Origin of the sequence: Microbacterium jepli, from assembly GCF_047237905.1 — a bacterium.
Taxonomy (GTDB): Bacteria; Actinomycetota; Actinomycetes; order Actinomycetales; family Microbacteriaceae; genus Microbacterium.
The window spans coordinates 1,034,026-1,050,495 of the sequence record NZ_JBDFLW010000005.1 but is presented as its reverse complement, the minus strand read 5'-3'; the positions used below and the strand labels follow the sequence as shown (position 1 = coordinate 1,050,495).

Here is a 16,470-nt window from a genome sequence, read left to right as displayed (position 1 = left end):
CGTCGTCTCACGCGAGATCGACGTCGTCACCCTCGGCCATCTCGCGGAAGCGCTCGCTCTCCTCGCTCTCGAGCCACGCGCGGGCGTGCTCGAGGAAGAGAGCCGGCGCGTCCTCGGCCTCGGCGGCGGAGGCGAACGGCCCCAGTGTGTCTTCCGAGGGTCGTGCGTCGGCACGCTCGACCGCCTGCGTCGAGAGGTTGTACCAGTAGGCCTGCCCACCACTCATCTGCTCTGCTCCCCGTTCACTCCACGATCCTATTCGTCACGTCGCGCGCCTCCCTCTGCCGTCGAACGGGTCGTGGCCCCGGTCCGGAGACCAGGGCCACGATCCGTCTGCTGCGTCAGGACTCAGCCGGCAGCGAGCTCGGCGTCCTTGTCGCGGATGGAGTCCGCCATGCGGTCGAGCGCGTCCGCCATGTCGTTCACGGCCTCCGCGGCGTCGTCGAGCGACGAGGTGAGCTCGCCATAGGCCGTGGAGTACGCGTCGGAGGCGTTCTCCGTCTTGAACCCGTCCTGCACCAGGTCATCGATGACGCCCTGCAGCTCCTTCAGGGTGTCGGTGACGGTGCTGCGTCCGTCGCGGAGGCGCGCAGCGGCGCTCTCCATCTCGCTGTACGTTGCTCCGAAATCATGTCCGGCCATGAGAACCGCCTCCGTCTTTCGTCGTGTTCAGGCCCTGCGGCCCCTCTGGTGTCGAGGCTAGCCAATGATCCGGAATCGGCACACGGGGAGTGGTACCCATGCACCTCTGCCCATCACGCGTCCGGCACCAACGGCATCTGCAGGGTGACGGCGCGTCCGGCCTGCACGAAGATGCCGCGACCCGCAGGGAAGTCCGATCGCTTGACGCGGCCGAACGCGAGCTTGAAGACCGACTCGCCGTCGTACGTGTCGGGCTTGAGCACGATGCCCTGCCGCCCCGTCTTCCACTCCCCCAGCACGCCGATGCTGCCGCTGGCGCGAGAGATCTCCGCCTCGCCCAGGAGCAGGTGATCGCTGTTGTTCATCGCCTGCAGGAGCGCCCGCATCGGCCGGTCGGCCGGTCCGTCGGCGAGGTGCGGCATGTCCTCGATGACGATCAGGATGCGGCCTCCCGGCGCATCGCTGACGACCAGCTCCGCCAGCTCCGTCGCGAGCTCCTTCTCGTCCTCGGGTCGGATGGCGCTGCGCACCCACGGACGGAAGTCCTTCAGCTCGGAGCGGCGGTTGCCGAAGTGGTACATCTTCACCTGCGGATCGAAGCGCTCCATCGCCACGACGAGCGCCTTGAGCGCGTTCGTGCGACCGGATGCCGGCGGCCCGGAGATGACGAACGAACCGACCGGCTCGAAGCCCCGGGGAGCCAGCGTGTCGTCGGCGACGCCGAAGACCGGCATCCCGTCCGCCTGCGCGGGCATCTCGTCGGCCATGACCGTCGTCGGCAGCGCACCGATCTCGGGGAGGTCGCGCACGCCTTCGGCGCGCAGCCGCTCGCCGAGCGCCTGCAGCGCCTTGGTCTGCTCGACGACGTTCGCCGTGCCGCCCAGCACGGCGATCTGCGCCTCGTGGCCGTCGACGACGGCGCGCCCGGGCGCGGACTGCTCGTCGAGCACGTCGCGCGGCACGCTCAGCAGCATGTACTGACTGGGGTCGCCCATGCGCAGCACCACACGCCGCGAGATGTTCGCCGCGACCGCACTGGGCACCGCGTTGCCGCGATCGGCGGTGATGACGGTGTGCAGGCCCAGGGTGCGACCCTCCCCCAGGATCCGCATGAAGATCCGGTAGAACGGTCCGCGTCCCGGAGCCACCTCCCAGTCCTTCTTGAACTCGGGGTAGTTGTCGATGAGCAGGAGGATGCGCGGCATCCGCGGATCCTTGAGCTCGCGGTACTCCTGGACGGATGCGGCACTGGCGGCCGAGAACGCCGCCGCCCGGCGGTCCATCTCCCCGTCGAGGGTGCGCAGCAGCCGCTGGATGCGCTCCACGTCGGAGCTGTCCACCACCGAGCCGACGTGCGGAAGGGCGGCGAGCGCGCCGAGCGCGCCGGAGGCGAAATCGAGGCAGTACACCTGCACCCGCCCGAGGTCCGGGCGCATGCCCGCCGCGGTGCCGATGGTCTTCAGCAGGGTCGACTTGCCCGAGCCCGACGTGCCGTAGATCACGAGCGAGCCGTCGCGGTCGGGAGAGAACACCGCCGACTGCTGCAGCTGCTTCTCGGGCACGTCCACGAGAGCGAGGGGGATGCGCGCATCGCCCTCGTTCGGCAGATCGAGGAGATCGACCAGCGGCGGCAGGTCGTCGAGCCAAGGCCGTCGGGGACGGGGCAGCTCGGCCCGCTCACTGGCGCGGATCAGCGTCGAGACGATGCGCTTCTGGTCGTTCGGACCGAGGTCCTCGAGGTGCGCGTCGGCGTCGGCGGGTCGATCGGGCTCCCACTCCCCGCGCGCGCCGAACCCGAGCTCGGCGACGCGCACGTCGGCCGTGTCGGAGTCGTCCTCCGTGGTCCAGCCGCCGGCGTAGGCGGACTGGAACGGCACGAGACGGCCGGGGCCGGTCTTGGCGATCGCCCGGCCGGGGATCGTCGCGGGGAAGCTCGCGGCGATGGGGTCGTCGACCACGTCGCGCGAGTCGGCCTCGTCGGCCATCCGCAGGGCGATGCGCAGATTGGTGTTCGCGCGCAGGTTGTCCTTGATGACGCCGGCCGGCCGCTGGGTCGCCATGATCAGGTGGATGCCCAGGGAGCGTCCGCGCTGGGCGATGTCGACGACGCCGTCCACAAATTCCGGCATCTCCGACGCCAGGGCGGCGAACTCGTCGATCACGAGGACCAGCGCCGGCGGGCACTCCGGGTCCTGGCGCTTCTCGAGCTCGAGGAGGTCCTTCGCCTTCTTGCGGTTGAGCAGGTGCTCGCGGTTCTGCAGCTCGGCACGGAGGCTGGTGAGCGCGCGACTGACGAGGTGAGGGCTCAGGTCGGTGACGAGCCCGACGCAGTGCGGCAGCTCGACGCAGTCGGCGAAGGCCGACCCGCCCTTGTAGTCGACGAAGAGGAACGTCACGCGGTCGGGGCTGTGCGCGGCGGCCATGGCGAGCACCCACGCCTGGAGGAACTCCGACTTGCCGGCACCCGTGGTGCCGCCGACGAGCGCGTGCGGTCCGTGGGTGCGCAGGTCGAGCACCATCGCGTTGCTCTGCCCCTGACCGATGATGGCGCGGAGCGTGCCCGCCTTCTTGAGCCGCGGACGCGGGGCGGCGGACCTGTCGACGATCGTGTTGTTCTGCCGCCACCGCTCGATGACGACCTGCGGATCCTCCGCGATGGCCGGATCCACCAGCTGCAGGAACATGACCGAGTTGGGGATGTCGGACGAGTCGTGCACGCCGGTGCTGGCATCCACCACCGGCGAGAGTCGCCGGGCGAGCATCTCCATGTAGGCGTGCGAGACGCCCTCGACGCGCACGTGGTCGAAGTTCTCGCCGTTGCGCACGAGCCCGACCTCCGCGTCCTCAAGACCGGCCGTGACGTCGATGTAGCTGCGGCAGACCGCGGGGAGCGACTCGACGGTCGGCGCGACGAAGACCGCGTGCACGCCGTGGTCGGCACCGCGCTCGAGCACGTCGAGAAGCCGGCCGCGGTCGACCGGGGCGTCGCTGGAGACGAAGACGACGACCGACAGCGCCGGGGTCTTCTTGTGCTCCTCGGCCGCGCGCGACACGTCGGTGCCGTAGAGCAGCGGGTTCCAGTCCTCCTTGAAGGGACCTCGGGGCTCCCCGCCTCCGCCGACGCCCCCCTCCGCTCGCTGCACGTACTCCTCGAGGGTGCTCAGGAGCGCAGCGCTGGTCGGCGCGGAGTCGGCGAGGGCGATGTCGCGGAACGGACTCTTGTCGCTGGAGGTGTGCGGCATCCAGGTCAGCCAGTCGAGCTCCGGCGTCCAGGCGGAATCGGCGAAGGCGACCGCGACCACGTCGTTGGGGGCGTGCAGGCCGAACAGCTGCACGGCGAGACCGCGCATCGCGTCGGCCACCGGCTGCGGCGGACCGGCGATGCCGATGGAGCCGGCGTCGACGAACGTCTCGAACACGGGCACGTCGTCGACGAAGGCGTAGCGCTCGCGCAGCCGGTCGACGCGGTCGATGAAGTCTGGCAGACCCTCAGGGCTCTCGGTCTCGTCGATGCTGTTGCGCGCCGGGAGACGGCAGCTGCCGAGGCGCAGGCCGAGGAAGTTCCAGTGCTCGGGGCGCCGGGTCCAGAGCATCGGCCCGAGGCGCATGGCCTGGTCGAAGATCTCGGCCACCGGCGGCGCCTCCGCGTTGCGCGCGAGCTCTTCCTCCGGCTTGCCGTGGAAGAAGTCCTCCTCGAGTTTCTCGAACTGGCGCTCGAAGAGCAGGATCTCGTGGTTCTCGCCCTTCTTGCTCTGGGCCGACTGGTTGATGAGGTTGCCGAAGGCCATGAGCGGCGTCATCACGATCAGCAGCAGCGATCGCGGATTGCCGTTCAGCGCGTACAGCGCCATGCCCATCAGGATCGGCGCGACGAGGATCGGCCACGGGAACATCCGCCCGATCTTCTCGGTGGGCATCCGCGGAACCTTGAACAGCGTGCCGGGGTAGCGCACCTCCACGCGCGGGCTGCGGTTGAACAGCAGGTCGCCGCCGCGCTCGATGATGGGCTCCTCCGACGCGGAGCCGTCGAACGAGCGGGCCAGGCGCAGCACCAGCGTGGTGCCGCCGATGACGAACGGCTCCCCCTCCTCGACGCGGACGCGCTGGACGGCGATCCCGTCCACGAGCACGCCGTTCGCGGAGTTCAGGTCGACGACCTCGATGTGCGTGCCGACCTCCAGTCGTGCGTGACGCTTCGAGACCATCGGGTCGGCGAGCACGACGTCGTTGCCGGGCTCCCGCCCGATGAAGACATGCCCCGCGGCGATCGGGAACTCCTGGCCGGCGAGCGCTCCGGCGGTGGCCACGAGCACACCGGCGCTCTCCCGCCGATCGGCGCCGCGGTAGTCGCGGCCGTGATTGACGATGGATGCTGCGAAGCCCGACCCGATGGGCGCTTCGCCGATGGGGACGTCGGGCTGCAGCGTGACGAACCGCTCCCCGGTGGGCGGAGCGACCGCCAGGGTGAGCACGTCGCCCTCCACGACGGGGATCGACCGCGTCGGATCGGCCATCGCCACGTGCCGTGCGACGTCACCCGTCGTGGCGGTGGAATCGGTGGTGATGACGATGTTGACGGGGTCGCCTGACGGACGTCGCAGGGTGAGCTTGAGCCTCACGGATGTCTCCTGGTGTTGCGGGAAGGTGCGTCGGTCATCGTCAGGCGTCGGCGCGGGACGGCAGCAGCACCACGGTGGCCACCCGATCGCCGAGCCGGATCACGTCGCCGACGGCGATGTGCAGGGGCGTGCCGGGGACGACGGCGTATTCGGTGCCGCCGCGCACGAGGCCCGAGCCGTTCGTCGACCGCCAGTCGGTGATCTCGATGCCATCCGCCAGCGGCCGCGCCAGCAGGTGGGTCTTCGACAGCGACCTGCTGTCGTCCACCAGGGGGACGGCGGCTGCGCCCGGGTGCTCGGCAGGGTCGGGGTTGCGTCCGATCAGCACGGGACCCTCGATCGGCACGTCCTCTCCCGAGTCGAACCGCAGGCCGTAGCCGGGCGCGCGTCCGGGCGCCGGTGCGGGACCGGGTTCGGGAGCTAGGTCGCGTTCGGGCTGGGGTTCGGGCATCGCGGCGGGCGTAGCCGCCGGTTCCGGCGTCGGGATGGGCGCGGGTCTCGGCGCCGCGACCGGCGGGGCGGATGCCGGTGCCGGTGCCGGTGCCGGCGCATCCGCCGGCGGCGCAACGGCCGACGGCGCGGCGACCGCGGACGTCGCCGCATCCGGCGCAACGGCGTCGGACCCCGTCGCATCGAGGGGCCGGTAGCCGCCGAGCACCGGCCGGCCGGGCTCGGCGGGAGCCGACGGCACGACGGGCGTGGCGAGCGAGAGTCCGACGCTCGGCCGCTCTCGGGAGTCGTGCGGTCTCGCGAGGCCCAGGATGCCCGCGCTGACCCTGTTGCCGGGACGGTACTCGGGCTGCGCGCCGGGCGCGGTGGGCGTGGCCAGCGACGGCAGCGCCGAGCGCCCGAGGACCGGCTCGGCCTTCACCATCTTGCGCGCGACGCGCATGCGCTTCTCGTCGTAGGGGTTGAGCCCGCGGCGCACGTCGACGAGCCACATCCCGACGGCCTTGTCGTGCAGCCCCCGCCCGCGGCGCTCCGGATCGAACGTCGGCGAGACGAGCAGCAGCGCGACGCCGATGACGGGCACGACGCCTGCGGCGACCAGCAGGAGGAAGCGCAGCAGCACGCGGCTGACGCGCGGCTTCGCGAGGGTGCGCACGTCGACGCTGCGGATGCCGGTGAGCGACTTGCCGATCGTTCGGCCCTTGACGCCGTGCAGGATGAGCTGGACGACGAGGTAGATGAGGCCGAACAGGGTCGACACTGCGGCGAGGACCGCGGCGAGGACGAAATCCGGGTGGTTCAGGAAGCCGTAGGCCGAGATCGAGCCCGTCGCGAGCTTCAGCAGGAGCGGGACGGCCCCCACGACGAACGGGATGGCCAGAATCAGCCAGAGAGCCGCGTCGATGACGGCGGCCAGGGCACGACGACCGAACGGCGCACGGAGCAGGCCGAGCGCCGCGGCGTATGCGGGATCCGCTCGTCCCTGCGCGTCGACCCCCTCGATCTCGGAGCGCTTCTCGTCGATCTCCCAGATCATCCGTCGACGCACCCCCGGACGGGCTCGGACACCCGGCCGTCCTCTCGCCGGAGCATCACGTCGATGCAGGTCGTGCCCGAGCTCGCCGGCACCTGGGCGACGGCGTTCGCGGACTGCTGCGTGTCGACCGCACCCGAGACGTCCACGACGTTCCAGATGAACGTGTCGCCGTCCTGCGGGTCGCGGTTGACCCAGGTGAAGACGGTCTGCTCGCCCTGGCGCGTGCCGGTGAGCTCCGCCACCTTGGGGACGAAGTCGGTCACCACGTCCTGCGGCTCCGCGGTCGGGCTCGCCACCGGCGTGCTGTCGATGCCCGCGGCCAGCGTGTTGACGCCGATGAAGGCGGCGATGACGATCACGACGGCGGCCGCGGCCGACAGGCCGATCCACAGCCCCTTCCGCCCCGCACGTGCGGGTGCCTCCGCGGCCGGAGGCGCCGCCGGGACGGGCGACGGGGACGGATGCGGCGCGACGACCATCGGCGGCCGGGCGATCGTGCGGTCGTCCGCCGTCGACGGCGCGGGGGCGGCCGGTCGAGAGGACGTGCGGATCTGCGTCGCGTCGTCGACGGGCCCCGAGGGCGGCGGCGGGTCGAAGCGAGGAACGGCCGGTCCCACCGGCGACGACGGCTTGCGCTCCGTGGTGGCGGACGGACGGGTGAGACCCGCGGCATCCGGATCGATGCTGACGATCTCGCGGACGCGCGTCAGACCGTCGTTGTCGTCGTCGAGGTCTTCGGCAGGCGGGTGGTCGTCGACGATGTCGATGGGCGTGACCGAGTGCGAGAGCTCGATCTGCACCTTCTGCAGCGCCCGGGCGAACGCGACGGCGCTGGGATAGCGGTCGTCGGGATTCTTCGCCATGGCGCGGTCGAGCACGCGCTGGAGGCTCTCCGGGGCGTCGGGGCGGTTCAGCGACGGGACGGCGGCGCGCTCGATCCGCTCGATGAGGTCGGCGCTGGAGTTGCGCTCCCCGGGCCGCTCGAAGGGCGACCGGCCGGCGAGCAGCGTGAACAGGGTCGCACCGAGCGCCCAGACGTCCGTCCGCGGCCCGCTGCGCGGCGGCTCGGCGAAGGACTCCGGCGGCGACCACGGGATCGACATGCCCGCGGCCTCGCTCGTCGCACCGGTCGTCGAGGCGATGCCGAAATCGGTGAGCGCAGGGCGGTTGTAGGCGGTGACGAGGATGTTCGCCGGCTTGATGTCGCGGTGGAGCACGCCGGCGCGGTGGGCGGTCTCGACGGCTCCCGCCACCTGCACGCCGACGCGCAGCGCCTCGGCGACGGAGAACGTCTCCTTGCGCGCGCGCAGCTGCAGGTTCGGCCGCGGGCAGTACTCCATGACGAGGTAGGGGCGGCCGTCGCCGGCGACGCCCGCCTGATAGATCGTGACGATCGCGGGGTGCGTCGAGAGCATCGCCATGACGTTCGCCTCGTCGGCGAACTCCTGCGCCGCACCGGCGGTGAGGCGGTCGGCGAGCAGCACTTTGACCGCGACCTCGCGCCGCGGCATCTGCTGCTCGTACAGGAACACGTCGGCGAAGCCGCCCGTGCCGAGCGGCTCCAGGTAGCGGAAGCCGGGCAGGTCCGGCGGCGGGGAGGGGGGACGGCTCACGGAAGTCCCTCGAAGGTGACCGTGACGCCGTCGCCGAGGTCGACCACGTCGTCGGACAGCACGAGGGTCTGCTCCCCCGGATGCAGCCGCACCGGGTCGGCGCCGGGGCGCAGCAGGGTCGACCCGTTGGTCGTGTGCAGGTCGATGACCACCACCGTGTCGCCCTCGGGACGGATCTCGAGGTGGCTGCGGGAGATGTCCTGCTCGGGACTGTCGACGGCGATCAGGTGCGGCATGTTCGCACCGCTCGCCCTCGTGGAGCGCGGCCGACGGCCGATGACCACGGTGCGGTCGAGCGTGACGACCTGGCCCGTGGAGACGCGGATGCGGCCGGTGGCCGCCGTCGCGACCGGGAGCACGGCGGTGGGGGTGTCGTCGCTTGTCGGCTGGGGGCGCACGGCCCGCAACTGCGCCGCGGAGATCGTCTCGCCGTCGTGATCGCCGGCGAGCGGCGCCGCCGGCAGGGGCGGCAGGGGCGGAACCGCGACGGCGGGGACGGAGTGCACCGTCGCTCCCCAGAGCTGGTCGGAGTCGTCGCTCGGGGGGGCGAGGGTCAGCTCGCTCGGCTCGGGGAGGGCGGCGTCCTCGGCCGGGGCGGCGTCGATGACCGGCTCGGAGGCGGGAGCGGGTTCCTGTTCGAGTGCGGGCTCCGGCGCGGGAGCAGGCTCGGGTTCGGGAGCGGGCTCGGGCTCGGGCTCGGGCTCGGGCTCGGGCTCGGGCTCGGGCTCGGGCTCAGGCTCGGGCTCGGCGGCGGGCTCCGGTTCGAGAGCAGGCTGAGACTCGTCGGACGACTCGCCGACCGAGTCGTCGACGGACACCGGCTCGACCTCCGGGGAAGGTTCCGGCTCCGCGCCCTGCGCAACGACCGGCGCGCCCTGCGCGACGACCGGCACAGCCTCGACCACCGGCGCCTGTCCGGCCGCCGGGTCCCAACCGAGCTCCACCGTCACGTCCGCCGCGCGCACGACCGCGCTGCGCACCGGCAGGGCGGGACCCTGGGCCGCGGCATCCATCGTCAGCTCGACGCGGGTCGCGTCGGACACGAAGCGCTCGTTCCAGGTCGACGCGTCGGCTCCGGAGAACTCGCGCACGTCCGAGGCTGTGCGGACGCGCACGACGGCGTCGCCGCGGACGGCGATGCGGACGTCGTCGCCCTCGGAGATCGCGGCGGCGAAGGGCGGCAGGGATGCCAGCATCCCGCCCGCCTGCGAGGCGAGCACATCGAGCACCGTCGCGAGGGCGGGCTGGTGCGGCATCCGCTCCCACATCCCCGTCACGACGTCGGCCGGCGCGTCCGGCGGAAGCGCCACGAGGGCGCCCGGCAGCACGATGACGTACCAGTCTCCGGATCGGTAGGTCGTCTGCATCAGCGCACTCCTCCAGCTGCGGTCTCGCGCGGGCGCGTGTCCGCATCGATGTCGTCGTCGGTCTCCAGGAGCGTGCCCGGCCGTGAGGCGACCGAGACGGCGTCGACGATGACCACGGTGATGTTGTCGCGACCGCCGGCGGCGACCGCCTCCTCGACGAGGACGTCGGCGGCCCGCTGCGGGTCGGGCTCGCTGTGGAGCACTGCGCGGATGCGCGCGTCGGGCACCTCCGACGTCAGTCCGTCGGAGCACACCATGATCCGGTCGCCGAGCTCGGCGGGGAACAGCCAGTAATCGGCGTCGCCCGTGCTGCTCGCGCCGATCGCGCGGGTGATGATGTTGCGGCGGCGGTCGGCGAGCGCGTCCTCGGCGGTCAGCTCGCCGGCGTCGATGAGCTCCTGCACGACCGAGTGGTCGACGCTGATCTGCTCGAGCTCGCCGTCGGCGAGACGGTACGTGCGGGAGTCGCCGATGTTGACGGCGAGCCAGTAGCCCATGCCGTCGACGGACGAGATGACGACCCCGCTGAGCGTCGTGCCGGCGCGGCCGTTGCCCGAGGCCGACAGCTCCTCTACGCTCGCCCGGGCGCGCGAGAGCGCGAGCCGCACGTCGTCGAGCTCCAGCGCGGCACGCCCGACGGAGCTCGAGAACTCCGCGATGACCGCGGCGCTCGCCCGCTCCCCCGCCTCGTGGCCGCCCATGCCGTCGGCGACGACGAAGACCGGAGCGGTGGCCAGATGGGAATCCTCGTTGAGCGCACGCCGGAGGCCCGTGTGCGTCGCCGCACCGGTCGAGACGATGAGCGCCGCGGGCCTCACGCGTAGCCCCCGATCGTGACGATGCGGTCGCCGATCTCGATCGCGTCGCCGAGCCGGACGGGAACCCGCTGACCGGCCGGGCAGGCGATCCGCTGCCCGTCGCGGACGAGCGTCATGCCGTTCGTGGAGTGCCGGTCCATGATCCAGCCGCCCGATGTCTCGGCTGCCGCCTCGAAGTGCGTCTTGGACAGGGAGAGCGTCTCGTCGCGCACGGGCACGATCACCGCCCCCTCCTGGGGGGCGGGGTTGCGCCCGAAGACCGTGAGCCGCGAGACCGACACGCGCGTGCCGTCGTCCCAGGTGAAGACCAGCCGGTGACCGGGGATGCTGATCCTCGTGTCCTCGATGGGCTCGACCTCGCGCGCGCTGGCCGGGGGTGCGGGCACCTCGGGCGCGGACGCGGCGGGAGCCGCGGGGGCCGGCGGGGCCTCGGCGGCGACGCGCTGTCCGACGACGGTCGCATCGAGTTCGGCGATGTCGCCGCCCCGACCGAGCGGATGCTGCGGCACCGCGGTGCCCGACGCGGCAGGCGTCGCGGGGGCGACCGGCGGCGTGGCGCGGGGGGCGGGGTCCTGCGTGATGCCCGGCACGAAGGCGATCAGCGGCTCAGCGCCGTCGGGCGCGGCGGTGGAAGGCCGCGGCGGCACGGGGCTCGCAGGGCGGGGCTCTGCGACCGGGGTGCGGGGAGGCAGCGGGGGCACGGCCGGCGCAGCCCTACCCGGAGCGGGCGCGGCGGGCGTTCCCGCTGCGGGAGCGCTCGACGCCGCGGCGGAGGCGGCGGGCGCGACCGGAGTCACCGGAGCGGCCTTCCCGCGGCGCGCCGGCACCGACCCGGGACCGGTGGCCCGGGCATCCGTCATCAGCGCACCGGCCGCCCGGTCGTGCCAGCCCTGGAAACGGGCCGAGCCGTCGAACAGCGGTGTGAAGTACCCGACGACGATCGAGCACGCGAGCCCGAACACGAGGTTGCGCAGCAGCGCGCGGCCGAAGCCGAGCGGGGCCTCGTCGCGCGCGCGGACCAGGCGCAGCCCCTGCGCGCGCATGCCGATCGACCCGGAGCGCGACTGCATGAACGTGTAGACGAGGAACCAGGCGAGCAGCAGCGCGGAGGCGACGGGCATCCCGACGAGCAGGGCGCCCAGCATCCCGTCCGCCCCCGCGACCGTCGCCATCACGACGACGATCCCGTAGAGCACGATCGCGAGACCGGCCGCGATCACGGCGTCGATGAGGTAGCCGATCGCGCGGCGGGAGATCGGGGCGATCGTCACGGCTGCGGGCTCCGTCATGGGGTCTCGCTCTCGGGGGCGGCGGGTGGCGTCGTGCTGCTGCTTCCGATCGTGCCCGATTCGCGGCGCATGCGCGCGGTCGCCGCGTCGCGCAGGCTGCGGACGCCGTTCGACATCCTCGTGTCGCTCAGGAGCGAGCGGAGGCTGAGGCGCGCCTTCAGGCGCCTCCAGAAGCCTGCGCCCGCACCGAGGCCGCCGACGATCTCGTCGACCTCGCGCCAGAACGCGTCGACGTCGTCGGGTGTGGGATCCGCGGGTCCGAAGACCTCGGCGTCCGCCCGGTCGGCCAGCGACGTGACCTGCGGGACGGCGAGCGTGGCGACCACCGACGCGGCCTCCTCGGTGCGGGTGCTGCCCGGCGTCAGCCGCGCGCCGTAGTCGACGGCGCGGTCGGTCAGCTCGTCCCAGCCGCCGCTGATGCGGTCGGCCGTGCGCGGTGCCGTCCGGCGCGACCGGCGCTTGGCCGCCTTCCACACGCCGATCGCGATGAACGGCGACAGGAGGACGGCGAGGATGGCCAGCGAGATGCCGGCGATGAGCAGGATGGTGCCGATGATGCCGGCGATGTTCAGCGTCTCGTCCTCGGACTCGCGGTCGTCGGGAAGGGTCGGCGGCAGGTCGACCGGCTCCTGCGGCGGCGGGGGCGGCTGCAGCACCTGCGGCTTCGGGTCCACCCGCGGCTTCGTGTTCTGGTCGTTCGGGACCTGGTCCTCGGGGGGCGTCGGGTCGAACGGCAGCCAGCCGACGCCCGCGAAGTCGACCTCGACCCACGCGTGCACGTCATCGCCGGACGCCTCGAAGAACGCGTCGCCCTCCTGGTTCTCGTCGGGGTAGTACCCCATCACCACCCGCGCCGGAATGCCGAGCTCGCCCGCGAGGAGCGACATCGCGACGGCGTACTGCTCGTCGTCGCCGATCATCTGATCGCCGCCGAACAGCGTGGTCATGCGCTCCGAGGTGTGGCCGGCGCGGGAGAGCACCTCGCCCTCGAGTCCGTGACTGAAGAACCCCTCCTCCGCGAGGTAGGTCTCCAGCGCCCGCACCTGCTCGATCGGGGACTCCGCGTCGGCCACGATCTCGGCGGCGAGGGAGGCGAGCTCCTCCGGGACGTTCTGCTGCTTCGACTGCGGGACGGCGGCGAAGGCCACGTCGGCGAGCTGGTCGTCGTCAGGGGTCGCCGGGATGACGGCGTCGACGGTGTACTCGTCTCCCGCCCGCAGCCTGGAGGTCGTCACGGTCGTTCCGGTCGCGGCATTGACGTAGGTGGCGCGACGCAGCTCGTCCGCGCGGTCGCCGTCGAAGCGGATGTCCTCCAGCGCGCCGGCGGTGGGCAGCCAGACCGCGTCGTACGCGTCGACGGCGATCTTCAGCGTGACGGGCACGCCCCGGGCATCAGGCGACATGCCGGAGCGCAGCGGGGTGAACGCGCTCGACGTGGTCGGACCGCCGTCGGTGACGTTGTAGACCGTGCCGTCGAACTCGTCCATGACCGCCGTGCGCATGCGCGCACCCTTCGGCAGACCCTGCACCGTGAAGAGTGTCTCGTCGGCCTCGTCGCGCACGTTCTTGCGGAAGGCCTGGAGCGGACTCGGGTAGTCGCGGATGTTGAAGGGCGGGATGATGACGTCGCGGAACACGTGCCGCGGCTCCGCCGGGACGGCCAGCGCGCTCGCGGCGACACCCACGCCACCGGCGACCGCCAGCACCGCCACGCCCGCGAGCAGCCGGCGCAGGCGCATCCGCCAGGCCCGCGCGGGGTCGACCTCGCCGACCGACACGGCCGTGTTCTGCGGTGCCCACACCTGACGCAACGCGAGCCACACCATGCTCACGGCCGCGAGCACCAGCCCCTGGAGCACCGGGAAGGCCGGGTCGGGCGTGCCGAGCGCGATGACCAGCATGACCAGCACGCCCACCGGGATGAGCGCCCACGCCGCCTGCCGGAGACGCAGGGCCAGCGAGCCTGTCAGAGCGCCGAACACGAGGGCGAGGAGGAACGGCACGATGAGGTGGCCGTCGGATGCCGCGACCGGCGCCACGGTGGTCAGCATCTGCTTCCACGACGTCACCGTGCCGAGGGCCAGCCTCTGCAGCGTGTCCACGGTGGGAACCACGCCGAGGAGGGTGGTCTGCGGCAGCGCGAGGGCGCCGCCGAAGACGAAGTACGCCGCCAGCACGAGTCCCGTGATGACGAGGATGCCCCACCGGCGCCAGGCCGCCGCCGCCGCGACGCCGATCCCGAGGGCGAGTCCGCCGAGCGCCGCCGGGAGGAAGGCCGGACCGGCGAACGTCGGCCAGAACCCGAGGAGGGCGACGATGAGGAGCACGGCGGATGCCGCGACATCCAGGAACCAGCGCCAGCGCGGAATCGTGGCGGGTGCGGGCGCGGTCATGCGAGCACCTTCTGGAGGGCCAGCGGGATCTGCTCGAGGGCGCCGATCGTGATCACGTCGGCGTCGCCGATGCGGCGCAGGGCGGGTGCGTCGGCCCGCGTGTCGGCGATGACGACCAGGGCGCGTGCGCCGAACGGCAGCCGGGAGCATGCGAGGCGCAGATCGTCGGACGGCACGGTCGCTCCGCAGACGAGCACGACCACGCTCGCGAGCGGCATCGCGGCCGCGACGGTGCCGGCGAGGTCGGCGATGCCGCCCTCGCGCGCCTTGCCCGTCTCGACGGCCGACAGCGAGTCGAGGAGCTGCTTGCCGGTGGCGGCCGGCAGCTCGCGGCCCTGCACGCGCATGTCGACGCGCTGCGAATCGCGGAGCGCGCGCAGGCCGATGGAGCCCGCGGCCGAGATCCCGAGCTCGAGGTCGTCGGCGGAGGCGTAGTCGGCGCCGGAGCGCGACAGGCCGATCACGAAGTGGGAGCGGCGGGTCTCCTCGAACTGGCGGACCATCATGGTGCCGGTGCGCGCCGTCGAACGCCAGTGCACGTGGCGGAGGTCGTCACCCGGCTGGTACTCGAGGAGGGCGTGGAAGGAGACGTCGTCGCGCGAGAGGTCTGCGGCCGGCAGGCCCTCCAGGTCGCGGAGGTAGCCGAGCGACTGGCCGCCGAAGGCCACGGTGCGCGGGTGCACGAAGAGGTCGACGGGCTCGTCGCGGCGATGAGCGCGCTCGAACAGGCCGAGGGGGTCGCCGCGTACGACGCTCACGGGGCCGACCTTCACCACGCCGCGCTTCTGGGTCGGGATGGCGAAGAGCTCCTCGGCCTCCTCCCCCGGCGCGAGGCGCTGGATGCCGAACTCGCCGCGCCCGGATCCGACGGGCAGCACGATGCGCGACGGCAGGATGGCGCGCGTCCCGCGGTTGGCCAGGGTGAGCGCGCCGACCGCGCGCTCGCCTACGACGACGCGCGTGCGGGCGAGGTCGAGCGAGACGTCGTACGCGGTGCGGCCGATCAGGAACAGCGCGCAGACGGCGAGCGTCACGGCCAGGATGACGGCGACGACGATGAGCTCGCGCCACCCCATGATCTGGCCGACGATCCACGAGCCGACGGCGATCCCCGCGAGCACCCACGCCAGCGGACGGACGACCGAGCCGATCATGCGGAGGCGCGTCAGCGCACGCGCGCCGAGGAGCGCCGCGACGTCACGCCATCCGGCGTCGCGGTCCCCCTGCGCCGGCAGTGCCTCCGCGACCATCAGGCCGCCGTTCGCGCCTGCGGGGCGGCGATCCCGTCGAGAGCGCGGGCGATGACCGTGGCGCTGCTCGTGCCGGCGAACTCCGCCTCGGCGTCGAGCACCAGGCGGTGCTGCCACACCGGGTGGGCGAGGGTCTTGATGTCGTCCGGGAGCACGAAGTGGCGCCCGTGCGCGGCCGCCCACACCTTGGCGATGCGGATCATCGCGATGGCGCCGCGGACGGACACGCCCAGACGCGTGGCGGTGTCCTCGCGCGTCGCGGCGGTGAGCTCGGCCACGTAGCGCAGGACCGCGGGCTCGACGTGGACGGATGCCGCCAGGTCGGCCATGTCGGCCACGGCACCGGTCGTGATGACGGCCGAGAGTCCGGCGGAGGGGTTGCGATCGGATGCCCCTGCCAGGATCTTCTCGGTGACCGCGAGGTCGGGGTAGCCGATCGAGGTCTTGATGAGGAAGCGGTCCAGCTGCGCCTCGGGGAGCTTGTAGGTTCCCGCCTGCTCGATCGGGTTCTGCGTCGCGATGACGAGGAACGGGCGGCCCGTCTCGTGCGTGACGCCGTCGACGGTGACCCGCGACTCCTCCATGACCTCCAGGAGCGCGGACTGCGTCTTCGGCGAGGCGCGGTTGATCTCGTCGGCCAGCACGATCGAGGCGAAGATCGGGCCCTTGTGGAACTCGAAGCGGTGCGACTGCTGGTCGTAGATCGTCACGCCGGTGACGTCGGACGGCAGGAGGTCGGGCGTGAACTGGATGCGCGCGCTCGTCCCCTGCACGGTGGCGGCCAGAGCCTTCGCGAGGCTGGTCTTGCCCGTGCCCGGGGCGTCCTCGAGGAGGACGTGCCCCTCGGCGAGCATGGCCGCGAGCACGAGCCCGATGACCTCGCCCTTGCCCTGGACCGCCTTGTCGATGTTGCTCACCAGGCGGTCGAAGGTCGAGTGGAACCAGGCCGCCTGCTCGGGGGTCATGCTCATGTCGTGATGCTCTCTGTCGTGG

11 protein-coding genes are annotated in these 16,470 nt (G+C 72.5%); all 11 read right to left on the bottom strand.

What is annotated here, in order from left to right; translation table 11 throughout:
• Positions 1-7: 7 nt before the first annotated feature.
• The gene (locus ABC304_RS09125; RefSeq protein ID WP_127096217.1) at positions 8-226 is read right to left on the bottom strand and encodes a hypothetical protein; all 219 of its coding nucleotides are present in this window, start codon (positions 224-226) and stop codon (positions 8-10) included.
• Positions 227-348: 122 nt separating this feature from the next.
• A complete protein-coding gene (locus tag ABC304_RS09120) occupies positions 349-642 on the bottom strand; it encodes a WXG100 family type VII secretion target (RefSeq protein ID WP_412930295.1) in 294 nt (97 codons plus the stop codon).
• Positions 643-755: 113 nt separating this feature from the next.
• A complete protein-coding gene (locus ABC304_RS09115) occupies positions 756-5,261 on the bottom strand; it encodes a type VII secretion EssC family protein (protein ID WP_412930294.1) in 4,506 nt (1,501 codons plus the stop codon).
• A gap of 40 nt (positions 5,262-5,301) precedes the next feature.
• Positions 5,302-6,747: an RDD family protein gene (locus tag ABC304_RS09110; RefSeq protein ID WP_412930293.1), complete on the bottom strand. Its 1,446-nt coding sequence runs from the start codon at positions 6,745-6,747 to the stop codon at positions 5,302-5,304.
• Entirely contained in the window at positions 6,744-8,360 is a 1,617-nt protein-coding gene (locus ABC304_RS09105; RefSeq protein WP_412930291.1) for a serine/threonine-protein kinase, read from the bottom strand. The genes ABC304_RS09110 and ABC304_RS09105 overlap by 4 nt, the downstream gene beginning before the upstream one ends.
• Positions 8,357-9,727 carry an FHA domain-containing protein gene (locus ABC304_RS09100; RefSeq protein WP_412930290.1) on the bottom strand — a complete coding sequence of 457 codons (1,371 nt, stop codon included), beginning with the start codon at positions 9,725-9,727 and terminating at the stop codon, positions 8,357-8,359. Before ABC304_RS09100 ends, ABC304_RS09105 begins: the two co-directional genes overlap by 4 nt.
• Positions 9,727-10,545 (bottom strand): PP2C family protein-serine/threonine phosphatase, encoded by an 819-nt coding sequence (locus ABC304_RS09095; RefSeq protein ID WP_412930289.1) that lies wholly within the window; start codon positions 10,543-10,545, stop codon positions 9,727-9,729. Before ABC304_RS09095 ends, ABC304_RS09100 begins: the two co-directional genes overlap by 1 nt.
• The gene (locus ABC304_RS09090) at positions 10,542-11,834 is read right to left on the bottom strand and encodes an RDD family protein (RefSeq protein WP_412930288.1); all 1,293 of its coding nucleotides are present in this window, start codon (positions 11,832-11,834) and stop codon (positions 10,542-10,544) included. The genes ABC304_RS09095 and ABC304_RS09090 overlap by 4 nt, the downstream gene beginning before the upstream one ends.
• Entirely contained in the window at positions 11,831-14,227 is a 2,397-nt protein-coding gene (locus tag ABC304_RS09085) for a transglutaminase TgpA family protein (RefSeq protein WP_412930287.1), read from the bottom strand. Before ABC304_RS09085 ends, ABC304_RS09090 begins: the two co-directional genes overlap by 4 nt.
• Positions 14,224-15,477, bottom strand: a complete 1,254-nt coding sequence (locus tag ABC304_RS09080) for a DUF58 domain-containing protein (RefSeq protein ID WP_412930286.1) — start codon at positions 15,475-15,477, stop codon at positions 14,224-14,226. The genes ABC304_RS09085 and ABC304_RS09080 overlap by 4 nt, the downstream gene beginning before the upstream one ends.
• The gene (locus tag ABC304_RS09075) at positions 15,477-16,448 is read right to left on the bottom strand and encodes an AAA family ATPase (RefSeq protein ID WP_412930285.1); all 972 of its coding nucleotides are present in this window, start codon (positions 16,446-16,448) and stop codon (positions 15,477-15,479) included. Before ABC304_RS09075 ends, ABC304_RS09080 begins: the two co-directional genes overlap by 1 nt.
• Positions 16,449-16,470: the final 22 nt, after the last annotated feature.